The organism is Archangium sp., from assembly GCF_057119385.1.
In genome coordinates this window covers 109,683-135,549 of record NZ_DBNGVP010000003.1, presented here as the reverse complement: position 1 = coordinate 135,549, position 25,867 = coordinate 109,683, and the positions used below count along the sequence as shown (strand labels likewise).

Here is a 25,867-nt window from a genome sequence, read left to right as displayed (position 1 = left end):
CAGTGACTCCAGCCCGCTCGCCCGAGGTGCGGGCCGCCGCGCCGTTACCGCTTGGAATGGGGAGGGCGGTAGGAGACGCTGACGGGCCGTGTGAAGGAGGCCCGCGCATGAAGCTGCTGCTCGTCGAGGACGAGGAGAAGATGGCCCGGCTGCTCCAGCGGGGCCTGACGGAGGCGGGGCACCAGGTGGACGTGTGCCAGCGGGGCGAGGACGCGCTGGAGCAGGCGCTGCAGATTGCCTACGACGCCGTGCTGCTGGACTGGAACCTGCCGGACCTCGACGGGCTGGCGGTGTTGCGGCGCTGGCGCCAGCAGGGGCTGCGCACGCCGGTGTTGATGCTCACCGCGCGGGGCACGGTGGGGGAGAAGGTGGTGGGCCTGCGCGCGGGGGCGGACGACTACCTGGTGAAGCCCTTCGCCTTCGAGGAACTGCTGGCGCGGCTGGAGGCGCTGCACCGCCGGGGAGATGCGCAGGGGCCGGCGCAGCAGGTGGGCCCGCTGGTGCTGGACTCGAGGCGGCGGGTGTTGCGGCATGGAGAGCGGGAGCAGGTGCTGACGGGGCGGGAGTTCGCGCTCTTCGCCGAGCTGGCCAGCCACGTGGGCGAGGTGCTGGCGCGCTCCACGCTGCTCAGCCACGTGTGGGGTGACAGCTTCGATGGGCCGCCGAACATCGTGGACGTGTACGTGGGGTACCTGCGCGGGAAGCTGAAGAAGCTGGACGTGGAGCCCGGGGTGTCCATCCAGTCGGTGCGAGGCGTGGGCTTCCGGCTGGTGGTGGAGGAGCGCGGGTGAGGCTGGCGACACGGTTGTGGCTGCTGGGGGCGCTGGTCCCCATGGTGGGCATCCTGTTGACGCTGACGCTCGCGGGGGAGCTCTTCGAGGCGTGGTTGGCGCGCTCGGTGGACCGGGGGTTGCTGGCGCAGGCGGCGGTGGAGTCAGTGAGTCTGCTCGATGGACCGGGAGGCCAGCCGCACCTGCACATGCTGAGCTCGCCGCTGGAGCACGATGTGCGCCCCTTCGCGCCGGTGGCCGAGGTGTTCTCTCCGGAGGGCCAGCGGCTGGTGTCCTATCCGTCCACGGAGGAGGGAGCACATGGGCCGGCGCCCGCGCCGCATCCGCCGGGAGAGCCGCCGCGCTTCGAGACGGTGCGGGACGTGGAGGGCGAGCGGTGGCGGCAGCTCACCCTGGGCATCCGGGCTCCGGCGGGTGGGGTGTACACGCTGCGGCTGTCGGCGTCGCTGGCGCAGCAGGACTCGGCGGTGCGGGCCTTCCACGCGGTGACGCTGGCGGTGGCGGCGCTGCTGGGGGTGGTGCTCTTCGGACTGCAGACGTGGCAGGCGCGGTGGCTGGCGGGGCGGCTGAATCAACTGCGGGGGCTCATCGGCCGGCTGCGCGAGGGCGAGCTTCCCGCGGGCGCGAAGGAGGGGCGCGGGGGAGACGAGGTGTCCGAGGTGGAGGGGGCGTTGCGGGAAGCCTCGGCGCGGCTCCACGAGGCGCGGGAGGGGCAGGAGCAGCTCATCGCCCGGGCGGCGCACGAGCTGCGCACGCCGCTGGCGTTGATGCGCACGAGCCTGGACCTGGCGTTGTGGAAGGAGCGGGACGCCCAGTCATTGCGCGAGGCGCTGGAGGAGACGCGGCGCGAGGTGGAGCGGCTGAGCGCGCTGGCGGGGAACCTGCTGGACCTGGCCTCCTTCGGGCGAGGGGGTTGGGAGGTGCGAGCGGGAGACCTGCGCGAGGTGGTGGAGGACGCGGCGGCGGCGGCGCGTGCCGAGGCGGAGGGGCGGGGCGTGTGGATGACGGTGGAGGGGCCGGAGCCCGCGCCGTGTACCTTCCATGCGGCGTCGGTGAGGCAGGCGGTGGACAACCTGCTGTCGAACGCGCTGCGGTACGCGCCGAAGGGGACGGAGATCTCGGTGCGGCTGGAGCGCGAGGGGGCGAGGTGGAGGCTGTCGGTGAGGGACCAGGGGCCGGGCATTCCGGCGGAGCACCGCGAGTCGGTCTTCCGGCCCTTCCACCGGGTGGAGCCGAAGGGAGGGGGAACGGGCCTGGGACTGGCGGTGGTGCAGGAGGTGGCGAAGCGCCACGGAGGGCGGGCCTGGGTGGCGGACACGCAGGGCCCGGGAGCGGAGGTGGTGCTCGAGCTCCCGGTGGAAGGCCCGGGTACCTCAACCGTTGCCGCGTGAATCCCCTCTCCCGAGCACCACATCCAGCCGGCAGTGCACCTGGAGAGACAACCCCACCTCCTCGAGGGACACGGGGGCCTGCTCCACGGCGCCCGCGGGAGCGCAATCCACCACGTGAAGCGGAGCCTCGGCCGAGCCCAGGGCGGAGGCCACCTCGCGAGCACGCTCGACGAAGCGGCGGAGCAGCTCGGCGCGATGAAGCTCGGGCTGCGAGACGAAGGCCTCCACGGAGCCGAAGCCGAAGCGGGGCTGCTTCTTCGACTCGCGGCTGTCGCGCTCCATCTCGTGGCACACGCGCACCAGCGAGCCCACGCGGGAGCTGCGCGCCCAGAAATCCAGCTCGGCGGGGAGGGGGAGCACCAGGAGCCCATCCACGGCGACGAAGGTGCGGTCCTCGTCCTCGGGGAGCGACAGCTTCTTCGGGGCCGAGCGGTTGAAGCGCGTGTCCCTCGGCCGGAGCGTCACCTCGGTGCCGGTGGCCTCGCGGGCGCGGCGTTGGAGCTGCTCGCACGCGCGCTGCAGGAGGGGCAGGGTCTGCTCGATGCCCTCCGACTCGAGGGAGACGGTGAAGGCCACGCGCAGCTGGTCTGGCCGGACGACGAGCTCGGCGCGGAGGGGGGCGGGCTCATGCAGGGAGGGCGCGTACTTCTCTTTGTAGGACATGGCGGACGGCGAGCCTACCTGCTGGCAAGCTGCGCGGCACATTCCACTGGAGTCCCTCATGCAATTGCGTCACCTCGTCTTCCCCGGTTGTGTGGTGCTCGTCTGTCTGTGGACCTCGTGTGGCCGCTCCTCGGTCTCGAGCGCCGTGGCCAGCTCGTACGAGCCCGAGCCCGTTCCCCCCCTCGCGGCGGTGGAGGAGGGCCTGAAGGTGAGGCCGGACGTGCTGCGCGTGTCCTTCGCCTTCCGGCAGGAGTCGGAGTCGCTGGAGCAGGCGGTGCCGAAGCTGAAGGCGGCGGTGGAGCGGTACGTGCGCGCGGCGGCCGAGGCCTCGAAGGTGGAGGTGGCGGTGAAGATGAAGGACGTGGGCCTGGACTCGGGCGGCAAGCGGATGGCTGGAAGCGGAAGCGACGGGATGGCGCACGGGGTGCTGGAGGTGGCGCTGCCCGAGGCGCAGGACTTCTGGGCGCGCACGGCGCTGGTGGCCACGCTGGTGAAGGTGGGGAGCCAGGAGGCGGCCGCGGCGGAGAAGGCGAACACGGGCCTGCGGGCGTCGTTCGGCTTCCCGGTGGCGCAGGTGCGCGACCCGGAGGCGCGCCGGGACGAGCTGATGAAGCGGTGGGTGGAGCGGGCGCGGGGCTTCATCGCCCAGGCGCAGTCCGAGCGGGCGCCGTTGCAGCTCGCCGCCTGCGAGCCCCCGGGCGCGGTGAAGCAGGAGCCCGAGTCGGTGGATGAGGTGGTGCTCTCGTTGGCGGTGAGCTGCCGGCTGGACGCGGTGGCGAAGTAGCCGCTCCGCTCAGCGGGGCTCGGGTGGGGCGGGGGCCTCGGTGTCCTCGTCCAGGGCGCGCCGGAGGGCGGAGGCGCCGTCCTGGAGGATGGGGCGGCCGTGCGCGAAGCAGAGCACCTCGACGGGCAGGTGGTCGAGGATGCGCTGGATGCTCAGCCGGGTGCGGCCGGGCTCGTCCTGGTACTGGCTCTCCACGAAGCGCGGCGTGCCGTTGTCGACGTGGGTGAGGAGGTCCGAGAGGAAGATGACGCTCCGGGGCCGCTCCATCCAGAGGGCGAACATGGACTCGACGGGGCCGGGGGTGTGGTAGGCCACGAGGCCGCCGGGGAGGTTGTCGCCCGCGTCGTAGGTGGCATCCGGCGAGTCCTCCAGGCCGTAGGCGTCGCGGGGGGCCCACACGGGAGCGCCGAAGAGCTTGCGGAAGTGCCAGGCGGCGCGCTGGTGGTTGCCGGCGGTGAGGACGATGGCCTCTACCCGGCCGAGCTTGCGCAGCGCCTTGTCGTCGATGGGCAGCGGGTCGATGAGGGTGACGGAACCATCCTCGGCGACCACGGCGTAGGCCTCGCTCTCCACGCCGCCGATGCGGTCATCCTTCACACTCCAGCGGTGGATGCCGGGGAGCACCTGCACCGTCCGGTGGGCTCGTTCCTTGGGCTCGCTCATGCGGCAAAGCTAGGCACCCGCGTACACGGCGCGTGGAGGCCCGGCCGCTCGGGCCCTTCCGGGGCGAGGGATTGGGCTCTCCCGGCACGGGCCTTCCGCTGCTCCCAGCTTTGACGAGAGAAGGAGGGGAGCCCCATGCGTGCTGTCCGCCCCCAGGGCGCCAAGGCGTTCTTCCGGATGCTCCGTGAGCTACCCGCCCGGCGGCCGGGCAGGCGTACGCGAAGACGCGGGGACGGGCTGCTCGTCAGGCTCGCCGAGCGCTCGGTGGCGCCGCCGCGGCACCGGCTCGTGCGCCAGGTGTTCTTCCGGGCCCTGGGCGGCATCTACCTCATCGCCTTCACCTCGTTGGCGCGGCAGGTGCGGGGCCTCTATGGCTCGCGCGGCATCCTGCCCGTGAAGGATCTGACCTCCTCGCCCCGGATGACGGCGATGGGGCACGAGCGGTACCTCTGGTACCCCTCGTTGTTGTGGCTGGATGCGTCCGACCAGACGCTGGTGCGCGGCCTGCGTGCGGGCCAGGTGCTGTCGCTGGCGGTGATGGCGGGCGTGGCGCCCCAGGTCTCGCTGACGGGGCTGTGGGCCCTCTACCTCTCGTACGTCTCGGTGGGGCGGGAGTTCCTCTCGTTCCAATGGGACGCGCTGCTGCTGGAGATGGGGCTGCTCGGCCTGCTCACGGCGCCGATGGGACTGAGGCCCGGGCCGGGCCGGTACGAGCCCACCGCGGCGCAGGTGTTGCTGTGGCGAGCGCTCCTCTTCCGCCTCTACTTGGGCTCCGGGGTGTCCAAGCTGAAGTCCGGCGACGAGACGTGGCGCCAGCTCACCGCGTGCGACTCCTACTATGAGACGGCGCCGCTCCCCACGCGCGGCGGCTGGTACGCGCACCACCTGCCGCACCAGGTGCAGCGGTTCTCCACGGCGGCGGTGCTGGCGTTGGAGACGGTGGCGCCCTTCCTCGTCTTCGCGCCGAGGCAGTTGCGGCTGCTGGGTTTCTGGCTCTTCACCGGGCTGCAGGGCGTCATCATCGCCACCGGCAACTACGGCTTCTTCAACGTGCAGTCGCTGGTGCTCGGGCTGTGGCTGCTGGACGACGCGTCGCTGCGGCGCTTCCTGCCGGCCCCGCCGCCCGCGAGGCCGAGGCCCTGGTGGCGCACACTGGGTGCCTGGCTCCCCGCCGTGCCCTTCCTCGTCCTGGGGATGAATGAAATCCTGGCCCGCTTCAACCGTCCCCGCGGCGCGCCACGGTGGCTGGAGTGGCTGGAGATGCGGGCGCGTCCGCTGCGCGCGGTGAATCCCTATGGCCTCTTCGCGGTGATGACGGTGCGCCGGCCGGAGCTCGCCATCGAGGGCTCCGACGACGGCGAGACGTGGCACGAGTACACCTTCCGCTACAAGGTGAGCGACCCGGAGCGGCCCCCGAGGCAGGTGGCCCCCCATCAGCCGCGGTTGGACTGGCAGATGTGGTTCGCGGCGCTGGGCTCGCCGCCCGTCTGGCTGCTCGCCTTCATGCTGCGGCTGCTCGAGGGCTCGCCGGACGTGCTGAAGCTGCTCGCCATCAATCCCTTCCCCGAGCACCCGCCGCGCTACGTCCGCGCCACCCTGTACGACTACCGGATGACGGACCGGGAGACGCACCGGCGCACGGGGGCGTGGTGGAACCGCGAGCGGTTGGGGCTCTACCTGCCCCCGCTGAGTCTGGCCCCGGGGGGGACGGCGAGCCGGTTGCAGTGGCACGCCGGGGAGTGAGCGAAGGGGGGCTCAGCGGCCGGGCTCGGGGGGAGGGGCGTGGGCCGCCGGGCGCTCCACGGGGGCGGGGGCCTCGTCCTCGGCCTCGGGGGCGGGGCCGGCGTAGACGCCGCGGTACTCCGGGGGGAGCAGCCCGGCCACGCGCCGCATCATCGCGTCGGTGAGGGCCTGGCGCGGGTCCTCGGCACCGGCGGCCTCGGCCTCGAGCTCCTCGAGGAGGAAGGGCGTGCCGAAGCGGACGGTGAGGTGGGCGCGGCGCACCTGCTCCCGGCCCATGTCCCGGTCATCGATGGGCATGAACTTTTCCGTCCCGGTGAGCGCCACGGGGACGATGGGGACACCGGCCCGGCGGGCGATGAGGGAGGCGCCCTTCTTGGCCCGGGTGAGGGCGCCGGTCCGGCTGCGGCCGCCCTCGGGGAAGATGAGGACGGAGTGGCCCGCCTTGAGCGTCTCGACGGCGCGTTTGATGGGCTCGATGTCCGAGGAGTTGGGGCGGATGAAGATGGTGTCCACGGCCTCGGTGCCGAGCCGGGTCATCACGGTGCCCTGCAGTTTGATACCGGCCAGGAAGTACACCTTCCGGGGCCGCAGGGCGCGGACGAGCGTGAAGCCATCCGCGTTGGACAGATGGTTGCAGATGAAAAGGCAGGGCGGGGGAGGGAGGTTCTCCCGGCCGAGGACCTCCTCGGTGGTGCGCAGGTGCCAGAGGGAGTCCATCAGCGTGCGCACGGCGGCCCGGCGAGGGCGTGCGGGCAGGACGGAGAGCAGCGTGAAGACGTTGTGGATCAAGGCCGGTGACCCCCTGGCTCGAACCTCCTCGTCCAAGATGTGCATTCCAGCGTCGGGTACCCGGCGGAAGGGGGCAACCGGGCGGACGGGCGCACTTGCAAATCATTGCGAACTGGCCGTATCGAAATACAGTCATGCGCGCCGCTGTTCGTGAGGCACGCTCGTACGCCCGCAAGCCCCCCTGACCTCCGTGAAGACCCCGACGTTCACCCGCTCGCTGCTCCTGTCGTCCGCGCTGCTGCTCGGTGCCTGCCGTTCCGCGCCCGAGTCGCTCACCCTCTCCATGCCGGAGAACCGGCCGCTGCATGCCCATGGGGAGTCCGTGGTGCTGCAGGCGGTGGCGCTCGATGGAAATGGCCAGCCGGTGGAGGACCCGAAGCTGAGGTGGGTGAGCTCGGCGCCGGAGGTGGCCACGGTGGAGAACGGGGTGGTGGTGGCGCGCAAGTCCGGCAAGGCGAAGATCTCCGCCGCGGCTGGAAAGGCGCGGGCCTCGGTGGAGGTGCAGGTGTCCATCCCGAGCCTGGTGGACATCCGGGTGGATGGGGCGGACTTCCTGCTGGCGGGCAACTCCATCGCCATCTCCGCGGTGGTGAAGAACGAGCTGGGCAAGCCGCTGGTGGACGTGCCGCCGGTGTGGACGACGAGTGACCCCACGGTGGCGCGGGTGGAGAACGGGCGGCTGATGGGGGTGGCGCCCGGGAAGGCGACCATCACGGCCACGGTGCCGCCGCTGAGCCGCAACCTGCAGGTGCAGGTGGTGCGCTCGGACTTCGCGCGGGTGGAGGTGGATCCCACGCACCTGGTCTTCGCGAAGGTGGGCCAGAAGTTGCAGCTGCGCGCCAAGACGTTCAACAACCGGGGCGTGGCGCTGAGTGACGTGCCCGTGACCTGGTTCAGCTCGGACTGGTCGGTGGCGACGGTGTCGGCCACCGGGCAGGTGACGGCGGTGGGTCCGGGGCGCACGGTGGTGACGGCCACGGCAGGCAGGCGCAAGGCCGCCGCCGAGGTCGTCTTCGAGGTCAAGACGGCCCAGCGCTGAGCCGTCGCTGCCTGAATCCACTTCTACGCGCGTAGAAGTGAAACGGAGCATGGAGGCTCTTCCACGCTCCGTTGGGAGGCTTGGGGTGTCTGGCTGCTACCGCCTACCCTTGGTCCCCTTGACGGGCAGCACCTGCTCGGCGGCGGGGTCCGGCGGGCAGGGCGGCATCACCGTGCCCTCGACGGGGGGCATGATGGTGAACTCGACGCGGCGGTTGAGGGCCATGTTCGACTCGGAGTCGTTGGCGGCCAGCGGGCGGCTGCGGCCGAAGCCCGCCGAGCACAGGCGCTCCACGGCGATGCCGCTGTCGAGCAGGAAGTTCATCACGCTGGCGGCGCGGCGGCGCGACAGGTCGTAGTTGTACGCGTCCGTGGCCCGGGCGTCCGTGTGGGCCTCGACGAGCACGCGCTGGATTTCCAGGTGCTTGAGCAGCTGGTCGGCCACCTCATCGAGGATGGGGAAGGACTCGGGGAGGATGACGTCCTGGTCCGTGGCGAAGTGCACCTGGTCGAGGATGACGATCTTGTTCCCGTCGATGCGCGTGAGCGGGCAGCCGTCGCGGCCCTTTTGGCCCTGCGGGTGCTCGGGGCAGCGGTCGAGCCGGTCCGCCACGCCATCGCGGTCCTGGTCCGATTCGGGGCAGCCCCCGTTGTCCTCGAGGCCGGGGGAGGTGGGGCAGCGGTCGAGCCGGTCCACCATGCCATCACGGTCCTGGTCCGTATCGGGGCAGCCCCCGTTCTCCACGGGGCCGGCGATGGACGGGCAGACATCGCCCTTGCCGATGACGGAGTCGCCATCGGGGTCCACGGGGGGCTCGGGAGGATCGATGTAGCGCTGGATGGCCGCCGTCTCGGGGCCGGGGGCCCAGAGGAGGGAGGTGAAGAGGCGCAGGGTGGGCGCCGTCAGCGAGCAGCCGCAGCCGCCGCCACCGCCCACGGTGACGTGGAGGCCGAGCGCGGTGTTGTACCAGCGCAGGCCGACGAGCAGCTCGGCGGGAATCTGCTGGGGGTCCTCCGGGAGCTTCTTCAGGGGCGTGCTGCCGGAGAGCATGCCCACGGCGTTGATGCCCCAGCCGCGGATGAGGGGCAGCTCGGCGCCGAGCCCGAAGGTGGCGGCGCTGCCCCACTGCACCCCGGCGAACTCGTAGTCCGGGCGCAGCCACAGGCCGGTGTTGAGGGCCAGCAGGGCGCCCGATTCGAAGCGGTAGTCGAAGATGAGCCCGAGGTTGCCGGTGACCGCGCCGTCACTGGCGAAGGCTTCCTGGAGACCGGTGGGGAAGCCCAGGCCGAAGGTGAGCGCGGAACCGAACCCCGCGTCCTCGGGCTTGCCGCGGCGCAGGCCGGGGACGGCGACCTTGCCGTTGAGGCGCAGGTCTCCGGGCGTGAAGGACTGGATGAAACCCTCGGTGCCGATGGCCTCCAGGTTGTCACCGGCCTGGGCGAGCACCAGGGGCATGTCCACGCCGAGCTCGGCCCAGCCGAAGAGGCCCACGGAGGCCACGGCATCGAGCTGGAGGCGGTTGCCCACCACGCTCATGACCTTGGAGTTGGTGCCCGCGGCGACGAGCACCAGCGGATCCAACGCGAGGTTGAAGAAGGCGCCGCCGGAGACGGCGATGCTCTTGTCCAGCTCGAGGGGGCGGGACGGGTCGTAATCGCCCATGGGGCGGGACTGGCCGACGATGACCAGGTCCCGGGGCGCGCCGACGGGGCGGAAGGCCTGCACGTCGAAGCGGGTGTCCTGGGCGGAGGCGTTCCCGGAGGCGGCGAGCCCCAGGGCGAGTCCGAGGGCGATGGGGGCGGAGTGCTTCACGCGGAGCCTCGCGAGCGGAGGGCGAGGAAGGCGGCCAGGAGGAGCAGCAGGCCGAGGCCGCCGGGAGTGCTGTCCGCGGTGGTGCCGCAGCAGAAGCCGCCTCCCTGGGGCTCGGTGCCGGGCATGCGCCGGCCGCGCTCACACTGCTGGGTGTTGGCCGAGCAGTGCTGGACGCCGAGGCAGTCGTTGCTGTCGACGCAGGAGGTGGTGCAGACGTTGAGGGCGGTGTCGCAGGTACCGCCGCAGGGGCAGTGGGCGTCGGCGAAGCACTGGACGCAGGCGTCGCCGTAGCACACGGTGCCCTCGGCGCAGCTCACCGAGCAGGTGGAGGCGGAGCAGGTGCGCGTGGTGGGGTCGCACGTGCCGCCGGGGCCGCAGTCGGCGTTCTCGCGGCAGCCCACGCAGGAGCTGCCCCGGGTGGTGCCGTCCGTGAGGCAGAAGGGCTGCTCGCCGGGGCAGGACTCGCAGCGCTCACCGCAGCGCCTGTCCGTGGTGCAGGAGGCACACTCGCCACTGACGCAGAACTTGCCGTCACCGCACTCGAGGTCCGAGCGGCACTCGACGCACACCTGGCCGTCCATGCAGTAGGGCCGGTCCGAGGGGCACTTGACGCACTGGGAGCCGCAGCGCTCGGAGGTGTTGCACTCGGCGATCTGCTCCACGCAGCGGCCGTTGGCGATGTCGCACTTCTTGCCGCCGGAGCAGTCCGCGTCGCCGGTGCACTCCACGCAGCTGGGCGAGGCGCCGGGGGAGGCCGCAGCGCACTGGAGGCCGCCGGGGCAGCAGTTGCAGGAGGTGCCCGCGCAGCTGTCGTTGGTGGAGCAGGGCTGGCAGGTGTTGCCGGCGCAGGTCTCTCCGCGAGGGCAGTGGTCGTCGGTGACGCACTCGTGGCACTCGTTGTCGGCGCCGCAGAACTCGCCCTTGGGGCAGTGCGCGTCGGTCTTGCAGCCACGGCACTGGTTGGTGTCCGGGTCGCAGCGGCCGTTGGGGCACTGCGTGTCGTTGTCGCACTGTGCGCAGGTGAACGTGCCGTTGCGGTTGAGGCAGAGCGGGGTGGACGCACCGCACGGCGAGCAGCTGGGGCCGCAGAAGATGGAGGAGTCGCAGGGCGCGCACAGCGCCGCGCCGTTGCAGTAGTAGCCTGGACCGCACCCGTTGTTGCCAGCCGTGTTGGCGTACTGGCGGTTGCACTGCTCGCACTTTGCAGGATCCGAATACGACGGGCGCCCGCTCTCCGTCTGATAGAAGGCGGTGGGCTGCATCAGGGTGAAGCCGTCGTCCTTCAAGCTGATGATGGGTAGCTGCGTCGCCTCGTGGTCAATGTCCGCATACGTGCCGATGAAGGTGGACAGCTCCAGGGCCGAGTCACCACCCAGAGCCGCGTACAGGAGCTCGACGGGATAGAGCCCCGGCTTCTTGAAAGTGACGCGATTTGTGGTGTGCCAGCTTGAGAAGCCTCGGATGGGCGTCCGCTCGATGACTCGGTGGCCGGTCTTCTGGTCGTAAATGACGAGCGACACGCCGTCATCTGTGTAGACGCCAAAGTGGAGCGGCTTATCCACCAAGTCTGGCGTGACGTTCAGGTAGCCGCGCAGACGGGTCCCGAATGGAGTGCTGGTATCATTCCTGTAGAAGGGACACCCGCCCGACGCGCACCCGGCAACGGCATCGGTGAAGTCGCCAAAGCTCTGCCGCTGCACGCTCTCCAGGTTGTTGTTCGATAGATCGAACGTGGTGCGGAGCACGGAGGTGGCCGGCTTCATCGCACCCGTGTCCATGAAGACGTTGAAGTAGTAGCTGTAGCTCGACGCGTCGCTGCGGAAGTCGGCGTCTGGACTCGAGGACACCTTCGATGCGGTGCAGAGACCTGTTCCCGGCAGCTTCGGCGAGGCCGCGACCGGGTCTCCATCAATCACCACGGCGGGCAGCGGCTGCGGCTTGCGGCTCTGGGCATGTGCCACCCCCGCCAGCGTCACCAGCAGTGCCACCAGCAGGACGGCCATTCTTCGGAAGGGATGTAGGTACACGGGGGCACACGCAGCATCCCCCGGCCTACTTCTGCGGTCAAGTTGAAGGCCGGGGTCACTGTATAGAGGGAACCCGACTCTACCCCGGCTCCCGGTGGGCCTCCAGCGGCGGCCTACTCCTTCTTGAGCGCCACCGCGAGCCGGCCCAGCAGCTTGATCTGCCCGGAGTCGAGCTGCCGCAGCACACGCAGCACCGCCCGCACTTCCGGCTTCTCACCCTGCTCGCTCGGCGGGTCTGCGAGCCGCAGCGAACCATCCGGCCCGGCCAGCCCCAACAGCTCGTCCGCTGAAATCCTCAGCGCGCGGCACAGCCGCAGCAACGTCGGAACGCTCGGCACCATGCCGCCGCGCTCGATTCGTCCGTAGACCTCTGTCACGAGATCCACCATTTCCGCCACATCCGCCTGGGTGAGCTGCGCACGCAGACGGGCCGTCCGGGCGGCCTCTCCAATCGTCTTCGCCAGTTTCTTGTCCATACCTGAACCCACCCTGAAATGTAGGCAAGGCGGAATACGACGCATCAGGTTGTCGGAACAGGACTGCAAAGGTCATTTCTTCAACCCTATTTTTGAAGTCACCCTGTCCTGCCCTGGTTCCCGTGAAGGCCGGCCCCTGCCGCCTTCTTCTCCAGCGTCCAACCCGCTCATCCCTCTGGGAAACCCATGTGCGACGTGTCCCTACCCGCCTCGTGTGGTCCGCGAGATGCGGTTGGACCCACTGTGCACGAGGGGTCTGACACGGTGGGCGTTCAGGAGGAGATGCGGCAGGTCGTCCCGGCTGCGCGGAGCCGTACGGGACCGGAGGTCGGGCCGACCGGGCGGATCGGGTCGGGCGGACGTGAGGCCCGGTGGGGTGCCACCTTCCTGGGCGCGGGCCGGGGAGAAAGGGTGGCGGTCGCTTCGGCACCGTTCATCCAGGGGCGGGGGTGCATCACGCGCCGGGCCGCAGACGCGGGCCTTGCACCGTGGAGGAGCCGGGAGCGGATGGAGACAGCGGAGCCGAGGCGGGCTCAGGCGTCGGCGGGCAGGTAGACGCGGTGGTCATGGGGCAACTGGCCCGAGCCGGCCAGCTCCAGGTACTCCTCGAGGCTGCGCACGGTGGCGATGACCTCGGGGACGCCGTCGCGCGTCACCAGCACCGCGCCGATGGTGCCGGGCCCGGCGGCGAAGATGGCCGAGAGGGCGGCCTTCTGCTCGGGGCTGGGTTGGGCCCGGACGTGCTCCGCGATCATCACCACCAGACCCATCAGCGCGGTCGCCACCACGACCACTCCTGGCCAGTCGATCTTCCAGGGAGAGCCCGGATGGTAGGTGCTCCGGCAGTACTCAAAAGCCGTGACGAGCCCGAAAGCGAACGGCCATACCCTCAATCCGAGCCGCCACAACGAAAGACGCTTCTTGCCGCCCATCAGTCCCAGCACCTGGCCTGCTCCCTTCATCGCCCGCCACGTGAGGGGCGATCCAGGGCTCGGCGGACCCCTTGCTCCACCTGCTCGCCCGTGAGTGCGTCCACGACATAGTACCCGGCGAAACCGACGATGAATCCCACGGCGTTGCCGAGCAGGGGAACCTCGGAGCCCCACAGCGCGCCCACGAGGCCCGCCGCGACCGCGGAACTGAGGCTACCTGAAATGAAGGCCCGCGTTCCCGTGGCGACGTAGTCCGTGCGGCTGTGCTCCTCGTCATCCAGCGCCAGCGACGCCAGCGTGAAGACAGAGGCGGCCACGGCACCTCCCGCGAAGCCACCCATGGCCCTGCCCGCCCCCGTCGCCCACCGGGTGTTCATCCCCTGGCCCATGAGCTTGCGCGACAGCTCACTGCCCGCCTTGGACGTGACCAGGTTCTGGGTCGCGCCGCCTACCAGGCCTGAAGTTCCTCCGGTTGCTCCTGCCTTCAGTACGGGCACGATGAAGTCCGGTCGTTTCTCGTAAACGATATGGCCGAACTCGAAGAGGACGCTCACCACGGCACCCCCTGCCGCGCCGCGTCCGCCCGCGATGGCAGCGGAGACGGCATGTCCACGCACGCCGCCGCCATGGCGGGCCACCATCAACAACTCCGGGAAGACCCACCGGTCTATCTGCGCGGGAGTCATCCGCGGATTGGCGGTGGCCACCTGCTGGCGGAAGCGCTCCAGGTGGATGAGGTGCTGCGTGGTGAGCCCATTGCTCTGCACCCGGCTGGCGATCTTCTCGCGCAGGGCGCGCAGCGCGTTGTCGGCCCGCTGGCGCACCGGGCCCGGAGTCCCCGTGCTCCTGCGCGCGTTCTCCAGCGCCTCGTACGTGCGGTACACCGTCCCGTTGAGCCGCACCGGCTCGTGCTCCAGGAACCTGTCGGCTATCTCCCGGTAGGCCTGCTTGCGGTAGTTGTTGGCGTCCCGGAGCGCGTCCTGGAAGGGCTTCACGTCATCCGCGTTCACGGAGATGTACCCGTTGCGCAGCAACAGGGCCTCGCCCGCGGAGGGCGTCAGGTGGGGATACAGGGCCGCGCGTGCCCTGGCGTAGGCGGCCGGCGCAGGCCCACCACGTCCCGTAGCCCCCGCAGGTAGGTGGCGAAGGCTTCCCCGCCGTCTTCCGAGCGCACGCTCGTCTTCACCGAGCTCAGCCCGCCCAGGCGGTTGCGCAGGTCGAAGATGGGGTGGTTGTAGCGCAGCGCGTTGAGGTCCTGCTGGGCAACGAAGCCGCCGTGCTGAGCCGAGAGCTCGCCGAGCCTGCCGCGCCAGCCGCTCCGGGAGAGCGGAGTCAGGCCTGGGCTCTGGGAGAAGGCGCTGGGGGCATGACTCTCGAAGCCGGGGAGGTGATGCAGGCTGTTGATGTATCCGGACAGGGCCGAGGACGTCACCTTCGGGATGGAGTGACGCCACGGCCACTCCTCGAGCTGTTGCCGGGTGAGGACTTCGCCCGAGGAGCACGGGCGCTCGCCGGGCGGCACCTCGACGACGGCGAGGGCTGCTCCGCAGGGGACGAACTGGAAGTACTCCCCCGTCCGGCTCATTCCACCCTTCGTCGGAGCGCCCATGTGCTGCCCTCCCGGAACACCGGTATCCCGAGGCCCCCATCCTGGCCGCAGCCGTGCTCCAGGGACAAGGGGAGGCGCGTCCCGGGTTCTCCATCGGGCATCGCACGCATTCAGGGCTGTACGAGGGGTCTGACACGGCGGGTGCTCAGGAGGAGATCCGGCAGGTCGTCTCGGACAGGGTGGAGGCGGTGCGCGCCCAGGAGGAAACCTGGGTGTCCAGGTGCTCGAGGAGCCCGGCGAAGAAACGGCGCTCCAGGGCCTGGGCGAGCGTGGCGCCGTGGGCATCGGCCCACTTCTGGGTGAGGCGCTCGCGGATGTCCGCGCCCAGCGCGTCCACGAAGCGCTCCAGCAGGGGCGTGGACAGGAGCGTGCCGGCCCAGATGACGGCGTCATGGCCGAGGCCGCCGGTGGCCACCGTCACCACCGCGGCGGCGCCCGAGGGCACCGAGTAGACGAGCGTGGTGAGCGTCTGCAGCACCTCCTCGCGCAGGCCGCCCTGCAGCTCGTGGCCCACCAGTCCCCGGCAGAAGGCGTAGAGGCTCTCGCGGTCGGCGGTATGGGCTTGAATCGCCTCGAGGCCCAGGGGCTCCTCCAGGCGGGCCAGGGTGGGCGGGCCGAAGGACTCGGAGAGCAGCTCGCGCGTCCGGGCGTCTCCGTGCCAGGCGGCCACCTCGGGGGCGAAGAGCTCCACCAGGCGCCGCACCCCATCGCGCAGGGTGTCCTCGGTGAGCTGGCCCGCGGGGGCCGGAGTGGGCTCGGGGCCGGTGAAGGAGCGGCGCACCTGGCGCGAGAGGAAGGTGAGGGCGGTGGCCAGCCCCCGGAAGGGCAGGCGCACGTAGCGGTGGAAGGCACTGCGCGCGTCCAGCTCGTCGCGGAAGGCCTCCACCAGCACGTCCGCGGGCACCGCCTTGAGGGCCGCGTGCCGGCCCACTCCGAGCAGCTCGTGGCGCAGCCGCTGGCGCAGCCGCTCCGGCTCATGGGCGGCGCGGGTGGCGGCCCGGGCCAGTTGCTCCATCTCCGCGCGCGCGTCCCGCAGCGAGGCGGCCAGGGCGCGGGCCTTGAGGGCCTGGGCGTGCTCGGCCTCGCCCAGCAGCGCGGTGAGCGCGGGGGCCGCGTCCAGCGGATTCGTGGCGAGCGGTTTCTCCCCGGCCTCCACCTCGGGCTGGTGCGGGGCGAGGTAGCGCGCCAGGGGCGGGTGGCCCACGTCCGAGGCCAGCTTCTCCAGGTGCCCGCGCGCCACCTCCTCGCGCGTGGCCTCGTTGTAGACGAGGAGGTAGGGGCGGCCGTGGCCCACGCCAGCGCGCAGGAAGTCCACCAGCGCGGCGTTCTGGTACGTCTGCCGGCTGACGACGAAGACGAGCACGTCCACGGTGACGAGCAGGGCCTCGGCGCGCTCGCGGTTGTCGCGGTAGACGCTGTCGAAGTCCGGCGTGTCCATCACCACCAGGCCCCGGGGCACGGCGCCGGCGAGCACGAGGTAGAGGCGCCCGGCGGGCCCGGGCTGGTCCACCGGCGCGGCCTCGCCCGAGGCCACGGGGACGATGTCGTAGCGGCTCGTGAGGAAGTCCTTGAGCGAGCCCGTCCAGGTGTCCGGGTGCGCGGCGGCGAGGCACTGCTTGGTGAGGCCTCCCTCGGGGCGGGCCGGGGACAGGGGCGTGCCCACCAGCGCGTTGAAGAGGGTGGACTTGCCCACGTTGTTGGGCCCGGCGATGGCCACCAGCAGCAGGGGGGCGTCGGCGCCGCCCAGGCGGGGCAGCAGGTCGCGCCGCAGCCGCTCCACGAGGCGTCGGGCGGTGTCCGCGTCGGAGGGCTCGGGGAAGCGCTCGGGGGGCGGGAGGGCGTCGCGGGCGGACTCGAGGGCGGTGCGCAGGTGGGCGAGGTCGTTCATCCGGAGGCCGGAGGACAGCACGTGGCGGGCCGGATGCCCACGGAAGACGTGCCAGGTCTGTCGGCCCTGGACGAATGCGCCCCCTCAACGGCGCGAGCGCAGGGCCCGGCCCACCTTCCGGGCCAGGTCCGTGGGGTCCAGGGGGAGCGGCACGTAGTCGTACACGCCGCTCGCGACGGCACGGGACATCAACGAGAAGTCCTCGCCACTGCCGCAGAGCAGCACGGGCGGCGCGTGGGGCCGGGTGGCCAGGGTGCTCGCCAGCGCCAGGGCTTCCTCCTGGGCCTGATCGCTCCGGGGTACCACCACCAGGGCGTGGAGGCCCTCCAGGGAGTCGCCCTCGCGGCAGGGCACCACCCGGTAGCCGGCCACCGCCAGCGCGGTGCCGATGCCGTGGGGCGGGGCGGAGCCCTCCGGCTCGATGACGCCCACGGGCCGTGCGAGCACCTCGGGCGTGGGCGCGGGAGGTGGAGCGGGTGGAGGCTGCGTGCGCTCCTGCTTCTTGCCCTCACCGCGCAGGGGCGGCGGAGCCAGCGACTCGCGCAGCCGGGCGGCCAGCTCCCGCGCGCTCGCCGGACGCTGGGCCTTCGTCTTGGAGAGGCACGCGAGCACCAGCTTCTCCAGGGCCTCGGGAATGCCCCGCTCCGGCCGGAGCTGGCGCACGGGCGGAGGCGGGCGGTAGAGGTGCCCGCTCATCACCTCCACGGCGGGCGACTCTCCGAAGGGGGGCTGGCCCACGAGCAGCTCGTGCAGCAGGCACCCCACGGAGTACAGGTCCGCGCGCCCATCGGGCGGCTCCCCGCGGCAGTGCTCGGGAGACATGTACGCGGGCGTGCCGAGCACCTGTCCGCTCCCGGTCAGCCGGGCCTGTGGCTCCTCGTGCACGAGCGCGGCCAGCCCGAAGTCGAGCACCTTCACCGTGGGGGCGGACAGCTCGCCCACCCGCATCACGTTGGAGGGCTTGAGGTCGCGGTGCACCATGCCCAGGCCGTGCGCGGCCTCCAGCACGTCCAGCACCTGCGCGGCGAGCTCCACCGCTGCCTTCACCTCCAGCTGGCCATGGGTCTCCAGCACTTCGTCGAGCGGGATGCCGAACACCCGCTCCATGGCGAGGTAGAGCACCTCCCCGTCGGCGCCGTGGTCGAAGAGGTGCACCACGCCCGGGTGCTTCAGCCGGGCCAGGAGCTGCGCCTCGCGCTGGAAGCGGGCCACGGCGCCGGGCGTCTTCGCCACATGCGGGTGCAGCACCTTCAGGGCCACGTAGCGCTCGAGGCCCAGCTGCTCGGCCTCGTACACCGTGCCCATGCCGCCCTGGCCAATCTTCCCCGTCACCTGGTAGCGCCCGGCCACCACCCGGCCCGGCCGGAAGTCCCCCGCCCCCGCCATGGGCTACTCCCCCGAGCCCTTGATGCGGTCCAGCTTGCGGTAGAGCGTCTTGCGGTCCAGCCCCAGAATCTGCGCGGCGAGCGACTTGTTGCCCTTCACCTCCTCCATGACGCGGAGGATGTAGCGGCGCTCGACCTCCTCCAGCGTGGTGAGCTCCGAGGGGTCTCCGCTGGCCACCACCACGTGCGAGGCGCGGTAGGCGCGAATCTTCTCCGGCAGGTCCTCCACCGTGAGGCGCTCGGCGCCGGTGACGGCCACCGCGCGCTCGATGCAGTTGCGCAGCTCGCGCACGTTGCCGGGCCAGCTGTAGCTCATCAACCGCTCGGCCACGGCCTCGTTGAGCCCCGTCACCCGCTTGTCCGCGCGCGCGGCGAAGTGCTCGATGAAGTGCTGGGCCAGCAGCAGGATGTCCCCTCCGCGCGAGCGCAGCGGCGGCAGCTCCATCTGCACCACGTTGAGGCGGTAGTAGAGGTCCTCGCGGAAGCGGTTCTCCTCCACCATGCCCTCCAGGTCGCGGTTGGTGGCGGCCACCAGGCGCACGTCGAAGGACACCTCGCGCTCCCCGCCCACCGGCCGCATCACCCGCTCCTGCAGGGCGCGCAGCAGCTTGGGCTGCAGGCCCAGGGGCATCTCCCCCACCTCGTCGAGGAAGAGCGTGCCGCCGTGGGCCTGCACGAAGAGGCCCGAGCGCGCCGCCTTGGCGTCGGTGAAGGCCCCCTTGGCGTGGCCGAACAGCTCGCTCTCCAGCAGGGCCTCGGGCATGGCCGCGCAGTTGACGGCCACGAAGGGCCCCGAGGCGCGCCGGCTCTTCTCATGGAGCGCCCGGGCCACCAGCTCCTTGCCCGTGCCGCTCTCGCCGTTGATGAGCACCGTGGCGTCCGAGTCCGCCACGCGGCCGAGCAGGTCATACACCTTGCGCATCGGCGGGCTGGAGCCGAGCAGGCCGCCCAGGCGCTGGGACTCGGTGACGACCTTCTTCAGGCGCACCACCTCGCCCTTGAGGTGATGGTGCTGCACGGCGCGGGCGAGCGTCAGCGCCAGCGCCTCCAGGTCCACCGGCTTGGTGATGAAGTCATAGGCGCCGGCGCGGATGGCGGCCACGGCCGTCTCCATGCTGCCGAAGGCCGTCAACACCACCACCGGCAGCTCCGGCAGGTTGGCCACCACGCGCTCGCACAGCTCCGTGCCGCTCAGCCCCTGCATGTTCAGGTCCGTGAGCACCACGTCGAAGGGCTGCTCCATCAGCAACGGCAGGGCCGCGTTGGGCTCGCCCAGCGTGGTGACGGTGAAGCCGCGCCGGGTGAGGCGGTTCTGGAGCATCTCCAGCATGCTCGGGTCGTCGTCGATGAGAAGGACTCGGCCGCTCATCGGGGCACCATATCCCACTCCCGGCACCGCCGAGGCGCCTTGCTTTCTCCCCTGCCCGCCCCCGGAGTAGGGTACCGGGCTCATGAGAACACACCTCTCCAGCCTGCTCGTGGTGGGCCTGCTGGCCTGCTCCGCCGCGCGCACCTCGGCCGTGTCCGAGCCCGCGGCGTCGCATGCCCGGGCCTCCCTGCCGTTCATCGAGGATGACTACTCGCGCGCCCTGTCGGAGGCGAAGTCGAGGGGATTGCCCCTCTTCGTCGATACCTGGGCCCCGTGGTGACACACGTGCCGCTCGATGCGTGCCTTCGTCTTCACGGATGAAGCGCTCGCGCGGCACGCCGGACGGTTCGTCTGGCTCGAGATCAACACGGATGTTCCCGGTAACGCGCTGTTCCAGGAGAAATACCCGGTAGAGAACTGGCCCACCCTCTTCATCATCGACCCGCGGGAGGAGAAGGCCCTCGTGCGCTTCGCGGGCAGTGCCACCGTGCCGCAACTCGAGAAGCTCTTCGAGGACGGTGAGCGGGCGTACCGTGGCGTCGCCCAGGGTCCCGAGGCGCTGCTGGCGCGCGGCGATGCCCTCTATGGCGAGGGCAAGGAGGCCGAGGCGGCGGACGTGCTCGCCCAGGCGCTGGCCGAGGCTCCGGCGGACTGGTCCCGCCGTGGCCGCGCGCTGGAGTCCACCCTCATCGCCCAGTACGGCGCGAGCCGGCACGAAGCCTGTGCCCGGACGGCGCTGGCGGAGCTGCCCAAGGTGCCGCACTCGGCCTCGTGGGCGAACGCCGCGGCGCTCGGGCTGTCCTGTGCGTTGCAGGTGCCGCGGGGCACCCCGGATGCGCAGGCGCTGAGGGACTCACTGGAGGCGAAGGCGCGCGAGGCGCTCTCGCCGGACATCGTCATGCCGGGGGATGACCGCTCGGGCGTGTACGACGTGCTGGTGCAGGCCCGCTCGGAGGCGAAGGACGAGGCCGGGGCGAAGGCACTCGCCGGGCAGTGGCTCACCTTCCTCGAGGGCGAGGCGGCCAGGGCTCCGACGCCCGAGCAGCGCACGGTGTTCGACTCGCACCGCATCGGCGCCGCGATGGTGCTGGGAGACCTGATGCGGGTGGTGCCGGCCATCGAGCAGAGTGAGAAGGACCTGCCGGACGACTACAACCCGCCCGCGCGGCTGGCCAACCTCTACCGGCGGCTGGGACGGCTGGACGATGCACTGGCCGCGAGCACCCGGGCGCTGTCGAAGGTGCGGGGCAGCCGGCGGTTGCGCGTCCCCTCGGAGCGGGCGGACATCTACGTCGCCCGGGGGGAGAAGGACGAGGCAGTGCGCACCCTGGAGGAGGCGATCGCCTATGCGAAGACGCTCTCCGGGGCCCAGGCCTCGCCGCGCATGGTGGACGCCCTGGAGAAGAAGCTGGCGGCCACGAAGGCGAAGTGAGGGGACGGGCCCGTGCTCAGGGCCCGTCCTCGTCGAACAGGTCGCCCGGGTCGTTCTGCCACCGGGCGAGCTGTTCCCGGGTGGGGAAGCCCTTCACCTGGTAGCGCTCGGGGTAGAGCCCCTCCACCGGCGCGAGCAGCTGTCCGGCCACCCGCGACACATCTTCCCATCGGGCAATGCCCACCGGTGGGGCCTCGGGGCCGAGCGCCGGATCCATGAAGAAGATGACCTCGGCGCGAGGAAGCACGGCGTCCACGCCCTTGAGCCAGACGGCGTAGCTGAGGCTGCGCCCGCGCTCGTCCTGGTACGGGGTGTAGGCGGCCACGAAGAGGTCCACGCCCTTCTCCTCGTAGAACTTCTCCAACTGCTGCGTCTGCTCGTCGTAGTCGCGCGCCCGGGTGAAGAGCTCCAGCTTGCGGAAGTCCCTCCAGGCGTTGCTGAGCCGCTCGGGCATGAAGGGCACCCAGCCCTCGGGCGCGAGGCGCATGGCCCGGCCGTCCAGCGCGCGCGGCGCCATCATCGCCCCCAGGGCCCGGGTGGCCACCTGATTCAGCCCGTCCTCGTCCTCGGAGCCGGTGATGAGGAGCAGGTCGCGATGGGGCACGAGCACCACTGGCGTCCCCTTCACCTCGCAGCGCCGCACCACCTCGTCGAGCAGCATGCGTGAGGCCGCGTAGCTGTCCTCCCAGGGGGCCTTGCAGGTGCCGGGGGCGAGCTGCTCGAGGGGCTCGGTGCTGCGCGGGCGCAGGTTCTCCACCGCCATGCCGAGCGCCTGCTCGAAGGAGACGCCCCAGCGCGTCAGCTCCTCGGGCCCGAGGTAGCGCAGCGTGTCCGGCCCGTCGAAGGCCAGGCCCACGCCGAGGAAACCTCCCAGGGGCTTCCATGCGATGGGCAGCGGCTTGCCCGGCGGGCCCTTCATCACCAGCCGGAGCTGCTCGAAGAAGGTGCGGCTGCGCACCACCGGCAGCAGGTTCGGCCGGGCCTCGGCGAGCGTCGCCGGCAGGTCTGGCAGGTTCTGCACGCGGGCGAGCCGGGCGAGGACCTCGTCCCGTTTCTCCGGTGGCACGGCGTGGTACTCGTCGAAGAAGTTGGCCAGGAACACCAGCGTCCCATCCGGGCCCCCGAGCCGCAGCACGAAGCCCTCTTCGTCGTAGTGGATGGGGCGAGTCTCGCCCGAAGCACGCAAGGCCTCCATGGCTCGCCGGGCGAAGGCATCCCGCTCCGCCTGCTCCTGCTCGGGGGACGTCTCCTCCTGGCCCTCGGAATGCTCCGAGAGCTGCGCCTCCGTGGCCCGCGCCTCCCGGGTGGTCGCGCGCAGGGGGGCCGCACACCCGCCCAGTCCCATGCTGCCCACGAGCGCCAGCCCCACGAGTCTCCGTGTCGTGCTCATCATCCCTGTCCTTCCTGGTGCCCGTTGAGGTCGAAGAGCTCGAAAGCCTCCACGGGCGACTCGCGCATGCCGCCGTCGGTGAAGATGAGCACCGCCTCGCCGGGGCCGGTGGGCGGAGGGGTGCCGAGGCTGTACTGGAGCGTGGTGCCGTCGGTGACGAGGTAGCGCAGCACGCCGTCCCGGTAGCCCTCGCGCGGCATCGCGAGCAGCTCACGGGTGCGCTTGTCGCGCGTGTGGCCCACCACCTGGGTGAGGCCGGGCGGGAGCCGGTGCGGGTCGAAGCGGCGCCGGGGCGTGGCGGCGCGGTGGGCGGCGTCCTGGGGGAGCAGGCTGGGGCGGTGGTAGAAGATGCCGCGGCCCTCGCCGTACGTGGCGCTGCCGGGTTGGTGCAGCCCGGGCATGGAGAAGGGCCCCTCCTTCCAGTGGGCCACCGCGGTGGCGAGCGCCTGGTTCAGCGCGTCCGCCACCGTGGGCGCGTGGGCCTGGTGGGACTCGGGCAGGCCCACCACGCGCAGGTCCTCTCGCGTGACACCCGCGTGCAGCACGAGCAGGTGCTCCGCCGCGGCGTGGGCCACCCGGAAGCGCCCGGCGCGCAGCAGGTACGCCACCCAGTCCCGCTGCACCTCGCGGAAGTTGCCGAAGTCACGGGCCGCCAGCTCCACGTTGGGCAGCTCCGGGTAGCGGGTGAGGAAGTCGCGCTCGCGGGCCTCGTCGGTGTCCTCTCCCCGGTAGATGCCATCCGCCTCCGCCTGGGCGGCGGCGAAGCGCGCGTCGGTGAAGCCGGCGAGCTCTCCCACGCGGCCGAGGTCGTGGTTGCCCAGCAGCAGCACCGCCTGGTCCGCCGGGTGCGCGGCCATCCACGCCACCAGGTGCAGCGCGCTCGTGGCCGCCTCCTCGCGCTCGGCGGGCCTGCCCCAGTCGAAGTGGTCCCCCACCGAGAGCAGCTGTACCTCGGGCCGCAGCCACCCGTCCGGGCCGAGCAGGCCCTGGTGGTCGAGGATGGCGAGGAAGCGGGTGAAGTCCGCCTGCGGGTCGCCAATGGCGAGGCGCCGGGTGCGGCGCTGGCCGTCGGGCGGGGTGGAGTGGGGGCCACGGCGGACGGCGTCGGCGGCGCGGGCGAGGGCGGACGGGAGACGGGAGGAGCTCACGAGGCCCCATCCTAGTCCCGCCCGCGAGCCGGTGCCCGGTTGCCCGCCCCGCTCAGGAGGCCAGGAAGCACTTGGCGATGAGCGCCGAGCGGCTCTCCACCTGCGCCTTGGCGAGGATGCGGGTGACGTGCACCTCCACGGTGCGCTCCGCGCAGCCCAGGTGCAGGGCAATGGCCTTGTTGGACTCCCCGCGCACGAGCCGGCCGAGCACCTCCATCTCCCGGGCGGTGAGCCCCCAGCCGGAGCTGAGCGTGTGCACACGGGCGAGGGCCTGCTGGGGCTCGCCCTGGACGATGGCCAGGTAGTGCGCGGGCGCGCCGTTGAGGCGCAGGGGGGTGAAGGTCAGCTCCGCGCCTGGCGGTTCGCCCTTCAGGTGCTTCTTCAGGGCCTCCGCCACCAGTCCGGCGTCCTGCTCGAGCCGGGCCCGCCCCATGCTGTTGGCGAACGCCACCCGGCCGGTGGACGTCACCACGTACGCCGCGTGGCCGAGCGACTCCAGCGACGCCTCCAGGGCCGCCTGGAGCATCCCCGCCTCGCGCAGGCGCGCCTCCAGCGCCAGCCTGCGCTGCATCGAGGGGATGAGCTCGCGCAGCAGTTGCACCTCCCGCGGATTGAAGGGCTCCGAGCGCATCGCGCCCACCCACCCCAGCAGGGCCGGGCCGTCGCAGACGAGCACACGCAGGAACGTCATCCGCTCCAGTCCGCACTCCTGGAGGAAGCCGCCGATGGAGGCGCGCACCTGCGTCTGGATCCGCGCCTGCTCCTCCGAGGGGATTCCGAGCGACTTCCAGAGGGTGAACCGGTCATCCCGTGGCGCGGCCGGGTGCGCGGAATCCGGCCCGGGCGCCTGGAACTGCAGCTCCCGGTTACGCTGGGAGGGTTGGGGGTTGGCGGGGTTGAAGTACCCCCAGGGGTCGCGCCGGGTGCCCACGAAGCCGTCCAGGGACGCGTAGGCCGCCTCCGGCGTGATGGGGAAGCCGGAGAAGTGCAGGTAGCTCACCTGGTAGCGCTCGGGCCCCACGTCCACGCCATACGCGAGGCTACGCTCCGCGCGCAGGGCTTCCCGCAGGGCTTCCACCAGGGCGGGCAGGACATTCACTCCCGGCTCCACGAGGTCGAGCCGGGCCCGCAGGTCCTCCAACAGTCGTTGATCCTGCGAATCCAATGGTTCCAAGCTAAATCCGACTATCTATAGGCGTGTTGACGGTATTGCCAAGGAGCACCTTCAAGGATGCGAAGGACTGACACCCACGGTGGAGTGTCTAAGTATTTCCCCGCATGGAATGAGGACATGCAGTCGCAGGCCGCGTGACCCGGTTCCCAGGAGTGCCCGGGCCGGGTCACATGACGCAATTGGCTAACCCGCGGTGATTTCGCGCTGGATGAAGCGCCGCCGGTCCGCCTCGGGGCGCGAGTACACGCCCGACGCCGCGCCAATGAACATGCCGAGCACGTGGAGCGCGGTCCACCGCCAGAAGCCAAGGCCATACATGAAATAGAGCAGGTCCGGCGTGTCGAAGCCGTAGAAGAAGGCGATGGTCGCCGGCACCGCCACGGAGGCGAGGGCCGCGGCCACGAACGCGCGCTTCCACCGCCGGGCGAAGAATCCGCCGAAGACGCCGCCCAGCATGCCGTTGAGGAACGGCATCCAGAAGGTGATGAGGCTCACGAACACCATGGTGAGGGTGCCGATGACGAGGCCCCGGTTGTGGAACACGAGGCCCTCGGTGGGCACCTCGCGCACGAGCACCTCGTGGTAGCCGCTTTCCTCGATGTCGGGCATGGGCTCGGAGGCGGTGGTGCGCACCTCGCGGCCTCCCAGCAGGCCCCGCTGGCACTGGCCGTCCTCGAGGACCTCGCGGCGCGTCTTCGGTTTGGGATTCTGGGGATCGATGAAGTCGGACATGCGTGCTCTCCCGGTGGGTGGAGGCGGAAGGCTCCGCCGCTGGTGATGCCGTTGAAGATGCGACATCCCGGTGCGGGCGACAGGGGGGGCCGCCCCAGGGGAGGGCAGGCGTGGGGGCGGGCGTCACGGGGCTTGGCGGCCGGGTGCTGGCCGGTATGCTGCGCCTCCCTCGTGCCCTTGTCTGGCCGGATGGAGTCCCCCATGCGTTCGATGCGTCCCCTGCTGTGCGTTGCCCTGATGTCCCTCGGCGTGCTGTCGGCCTGCGCGCTGCGCCCGTACTACCGGCAGGTCCTGCCGCCCGACATGTCCGCGATGAAGCCCGCGGCGGCCCAGGGCAAGGGCGAGACGGTGCTGCTGCGGGTGGTGGAGCCGGGGACGGGGCGGCCCATTCCGGGCGCGCGCATCCTGCTGAGCATGCACCTGGGACGCGTGTCGCTGGTGAGTGACCAGGAGGGCCTGGTGCGGATGCCGGTGACGCCGGAGCTGCTCGCGGAGAATCCCCTGGTGGAGGTGGTGCTGCCCGCGGGCGTACAGGGCTACACGTTCCAGCCGGTGAAGCAGGAGCCCGAGGCCGCACCGGCCGGCGAGTTGGCGCCGCAGCAGTCCCAGGATTGAGGTAGGCTCCGCGTC

General features: G+C 71.5%; 24 protein-coding genes. 8 read left to right on the top strand and 16 right to left on the bottom strand.

Annotation, left to right across the window (positions count from 1 at the left end):
- Window positions 1-107: 107 nt before the first annotated feature.
- The gene (locus AC16DP_RS01725; RefSeq protein WP_329725942.1) at window positions 108-791 is read left to right on the top strand and encodes a response regulator transcription factor; all 684 of its coding nucleotides are present in this window, start codon (window positions 108-110) and stop codon (window positions 789-791) included.
- Entirely contained in the window at window positions 788-2,182 is a 1,395-nt protein-coding gene (locus tag AC16DP_RS01720) for a HAMP domain-containing sensor histidine kinase (protein ID WP_329725943.1), read from the top strand. The genes AC16DP_RS01725 and AC16DP_RS01720 overlap by 4 nt, the downstream gene beginning before the upstream one ends.
- Here AC16DP_RS01720 and AC16DP_RS01715 read toward each other — a convergent pair.
- Window positions 2,165-2,845, bottom strand: coding sequence for a hypothetical protein (locus AC16DP_RS01715; protein ID WP_329725944.1), 681 nt, complete (start codon window positions 2,843-2,845; stop codon window positions 2,165-2,167). The genes AC16DP_RS01720 and AC16DP_RS01715 overlap by 18 nt on opposite strands.
- 58 nt (window positions 2,846-2,903) lie before the next feature.
- Here AC16DP_RS01715 and AC16DP_RS01710 point away from each other — a divergent pair, with 58 nt between their 5' ends.
- On the top strand, window positions 2,904-3,629 hold the full coding sequence (locus AC16DP_RS01710) for a hypothetical protein (RefSeq protein WP_329725945.1): 726 nt from the start codon (window positions 2,904-2,906) through the stop codon (window positions 3,627-3,629).
- 9 nt (window positions 3,630-3,638) lie between these two features.
- On the opposite strand, the gene AC16DP_RS01705 is transcribed toward AC16DP_RS01710, so the two are convergent.
- Window positions 3,639-4,292 carry an MBL fold metallo-hydrolase gene (locus AC16DP_RS01705; RefSeq protein WP_329725946.1) on the bottom strand — a complete coding sequence of 218 codons (654 nt, stop codon included), beginning with the start codon at window positions 4,290-4,292 and terminating at the stop codon, window positions 3,639-3,641.
- Between the two features lie 135 nt (window positions 4,293-4,427).
- Between AC16DP_RS01705 and AC16DP_RS01700 the strand changes: the two genes are divergently transcribed.
- On the top strand, window positions 4,428-6,035 hold the full coding sequence (locus AC16DP_RS01700) for a lipase maturation factor family protein (RefSeq protein ID WP_329725947.1): 1,608 nt from the start codon (window positions 4,428-4,430) through the stop codon (window positions 6,033-6,035).
- Window positions 6,036-6,047: 12 nt separating this feature from the next.
- On the opposite strand, the gene AC16DP_RS01695 is transcribed toward AC16DP_RS01700, so the two are convergent.
- Window positions 6,048-6,824 carry a lysophospholipid acyltransferase family protein gene (locus AC16DP_RS01695; RefSeq protein WP_329725948.1) on the bottom strand — a complete coding sequence of 259 codons (777 nt, stop codon included), beginning with the start codon at window positions 6,822-6,824 and terminating at the stop codon, window positions 6,048-6,050.
- Between the two features lie 190 nt (window positions 6,825-7,014).
- Between AC16DP_RS01695 and AC16DP_RS01690 the strand changes: the two genes are divergently transcribed.
- Window positions 7,015-7,863 (top strand): Ig-like domain-containing protein, encoded by an 849-nt coding sequence (locus tag AC16DP_RS01690; RefSeq protein ID WP_329725949.1) that lies wholly within the window; start codon window positions 7,015-7,017, stop codon window positions 7,861-7,863.
- A 96-nt stretch (window positions 7,864-7,959) separates the two neighbouring features.
- On the opposite strand, the gene AC16DP_RS01685 is transcribed toward AC16DP_RS01690, so the two are convergent.
- The 9 genes from AC16DP_RS01685 to AC16DP_RS01645 form a co-directional block, all read right to left on the bottom strand.
- Window positions 7,960-9,675: an OmpA family protein gene (locus tag AC16DP_RS01685; RefSeq protein ID WP_329725950.1), complete on the bottom strand. Its 1,716-nt coding sequence runs from the start codon at window positions 9,673-9,675 to the stop codon at window positions 7,960-7,962.
- On the bottom strand, window positions 9,672-11,678 hold the full coding sequence (gene traA, locus AC16DP_RS01680; protein WP_329725951.1) for an outer membrane exchange protein TraA: 2,007 nt from the start codon (window positions 11,676-11,678) through the stop codon (window positions 9,672-9,674). The genes AC16DP_RS01685 and traA overlap by 4 nt, the downstream gene beginning before the upstream one ends.
- A 137-nt stretch (window positions 11,679-11,815) precedes the next feature.
- The gene (locus tag AC16DP_RS01675; protein ID WP_043412376.1) at window positions 11,816-12,178 is read right to left on the bottom strand and encodes a helix-turn-helix domain-containing protein; all 363 of its coding nucleotides are present in this window, start codon (window positions 12,176-12,178) and stop codon (window positions 11,816-11,818) included.
- A gap of 533 nt (window positions 12,179-12,711) precedes the next feature.
- Entirely contained in the window at window positions 12,712-13,140 is a 429-nt protein-coding gene (locus tag AC16DP_RS01670; protein WP_329725952.1) for a hypothetical protein, read from the bottom strand.
- A complete protein-coding gene (locus AC16DP_RS01665) occupies window positions 13,137-14,144 on the bottom strand; it encodes a hypothetical protein (protein WP_329725953.1) in 1,008 nt (335 codons plus the stop codon). Before AC16DP_RS01665 ends, AC16DP_RS01670 begins: the two co-directional genes overlap by 4 nt.
- Window positions 14,145-14,167: 23 nt before the next feature.
- Window positions 14,168-14,719, bottom strand: coding sequence for a hypothetical protein (locus AC16DP_RS01660; protein WP_329725954.1), 552 nt, complete (start codon window positions 14,717-14,719; stop codon window positions 14,168-14,170).
- Between the two features lie 145 nt (window positions 14,720-14,864).
- Entirely contained in the window at window positions 14,865-16,607 is a 1,743-nt protein-coding gene (locus AC16DP_RS01655; RefSeq protein ID WP_329725955.1) for a GTPase, read from the bottom strand.
- Between the two features lie 84 nt (window positions 16,608-16,691).
- Window positions 16,692-17,993 (bottom strand): protein kinase domain-containing protein, encoded by a 1,302-nt coding sequence (locus AC16DP_RS01650; protein WP_329725956.1) that lies wholly within the window; start codon window positions 17,991-17,993, stop codon window positions 16,692-16,694.
- A gap of 3 nt (window positions 17,994-17,996) precedes the next feature.
- Entirely contained in the window at window positions 17,997-19,361 is a 1,365-nt protein-coding gene (locus tag AC16DP_RS01645) for a sigma-54-dependent transcriptional regulator (RefSeq protein WP_329725957.1), read from the bottom strand.
- A gap of 82 nt (window positions 19,362-19,443) precedes the next feature.
- Between AC16DP_RS01645 and AC16DP_RS01640 the strand changes: the two genes are divergently transcribed.
- Together AC16DP_RS01640 and AC16DP_RS01635 are read left to right on the top strand one after the other, a co-directional pair.
- Complete coding sequence (locus AC16DP_RS01640) at window positions 19,444-19,641, top strand: thioredoxin domain-containing protein (RefSeq protein WP_329725958.1); 198 nt, start codon at window positions 19,444-19,446, stop codon at window positions 19,639-19,641.
- A gap of 15 nt (window positions 19,642-19,656) precedes the next feature.
- On the top strand, window positions 19,657-20,793 hold the full coding sequence (locus AC16DP_RS01635; protein ID WP_329725959.1) for a thiol reductase thioredoxin: 1,137 nt from the start codon (window positions 19,657-19,659) through the stop codon (window positions 20,791-20,793).
- Window positions 20,794-20,809: 16 nt separating this feature from the next.
- Here AC16DP_RS01635 and AC16DP_RS01630 read toward each other — a convergent pair whose 3' ends face one another.
- The 4 genes from AC16DP_RS01630 to AC16DP_RS01615 all read right to left on the bottom strand — a co-directional run bounded on the left by AC16DP_RS01630 (window position 20,810) and on the right by AC16DP_RS01615 (window position 25,237).
- Window positions 20,810-22,186, bottom strand: coding sequence for a DUF1444 domain-containing protein (locus AC16DP_RS01630; RefSeq protein WP_329725960.1), 1,377 nt, complete (start codon window positions 22,184-22,186; stop codon window positions 20,810-20,812).
- Window positions 22,183-23,331, bottom strand: a complete 1,149-nt coding sequence (locus tag AC16DP_RS01625) for a metallophosphoesterase (protein WP_329725961.1) — start codon at window positions 23,329-23,331, stop codon at window positions 22,183-22,185. The genes AC16DP_RS01630 and AC16DP_RS01625 overlap by 4 nt, the downstream gene beginning before the upstream one ends.
- A gap of 52 nt (window positions 23,332-23,383) precedes the next feature.
- A complete protein-coding gene (locus AC16DP_RS01620) occupies window positions 23,384-24,505 on the bottom strand; it encodes a helix-turn-helix transcriptional regulator (protein WP_329725962.1) in 1,122 nt (373 codons plus the stop codon).
- Window positions 24,506-24,688: 183 nt separating this feature from the next.
- Entirely contained in the window at window positions 24,689-25,237 is a 549-nt protein-coding gene (locus AC16DP_RS01615; RefSeq protein WP_329725963.1) for a hypothetical protein, read from the bottom strand.
- 201 nt (window positions 25,238-25,438) lie between these two features.
- On the opposite strand from AC16DP_RS01615, the gene AC16DP_RS01610 reads away from it, so the two are divergent.
- Window positions 25,439-25,852, top strand: coding sequence for a hypothetical protein (locus AC16DP_RS01610; RefSeq protein WP_329725964.1), 414 nt, complete (start codon window positions 25,439-25,441; stop codon window positions 25,850-25,852).
- The last annotated feature ends 15 nt before the right edge of the window (window positions 25,853-25,867 follow it).

Coding starts and splice junctions, on each gene's coding strand:
- AC16DP_RS01725 (WP_329725942.1), top strand. CDS start 108: ATGAAGCTGCTGCTCGTCGAGGACGAGGAGAAGATGGCCCGGCTGCTC.
- AC16DP_RS01715 (WP_329725944.1), bottom strand. CDS start 2,845: ATGTCCTACAAAGAGAAGTACGCGCCCTCCCTGCATGAGCCCGCCCCC.
- AC16DP_RS01710 (WP_329725945.1), top strand. CDS start 2,904: ATGCAATTGCGTCACCTCGTCTTCCCCGGTTGTGTGGTGCTCGTCTGT.
- AC16DP_RS01705 (WP_329725946.1), bottom strand. CDS start 4,292: ATGAGCGAGCCCAAGGAACGAGCCCACCGGACGGTGCAGGTGCTCCCC.
- AC16DP_RS01700 (WP_329725947.1), top strand. CDS start 4,428: ATGCGTGCTGTCCGCCCCCAGGGCGCCAAGGCGTTCTTCCGGATGCTC.
- traA (WP_329725951.1), bottom strand. CDS start 11,678: ATGGCCGTCCTGCTGGTGGCACTGCTGGTGACGCTGGCGGGGGTGGCA.
- AC16DP_RS01675 (WP_043412376.1), bottom strand. CDS start 12,178: ATGGACAAGAAACTGGCGAAGACGATTGGAGAGGCCGCCCGGACGGCC.
- AC16DP_RS01670 (WP_329725952.1), bottom strand. CDS start 13,140: ATGAAGGGAGCAGGCCAGGTGCTGGGACTGATGGGCGGCAAGAAGCGT.
- AC16DP_RS01660 (WP_329725954.1), bottom strand. CDS start 14,719: ATGGGCGCTCCGACGAAGGGTGGAATGAGCCGGACGGGGGAGTACTTC.
- AC16DP_RS01655 (WP_329725955.1), bottom strand. CDS start 16,607: ATGAACGACCTCGCCCACCTGCGCACCGCCCTCGAGTCCGCCCGCGAC.
- AC16DP_RS01650 (WP_329725956.1), bottom strand. CDS start 17,993: ATGGCGGGGGCGGGGGACTTCCGGCCGGGCCGGGTGGTGGCCGGGCGC.
- AC16DP_RS01645 (WP_329725957.1), bottom strand. CDS start 19,361: ATGAGCGGCCGAGTCCTTCTCATCGACGACGACCCGAGCATGCTGGAG.
- AC16DP_RS01640 (WP_329725958.1), top strand. CDS start 19,444: ATGAGAACACACCTCTCCAGCCTGCTCGTGGTGGGCCTGCTGGCCTGC.
- AC16DP_RS01635 (WP_329725959.1), top strand. CDS start 19,657: ATGCGTGCCTTCGTCTTCACGGATGAAGCGCTCGCGCGGCACGCCGGA.
- AC16DP_RS01630 (WP_329725960.1), bottom strand. CDS start 22,186: ATGATGAGCACGACACGGAGACTCGTGGGGCTGGCGCTCGTGGGCAGC.
- AC16DP_RS01615 (WP_329725963.1), bottom strand. CDS start 25,237: ATGTCCGACTTCATCGATCCCCAGAATCCCAAACCGAAGACGCGCCGC.
- AC16DP_RS01610 (WP_329725964.1), top strand. CDS start 25,439: ATGCGTTCGATGCGTCCCCTGCTGTGCGTTGCCCTGATGTCCCTCGGC.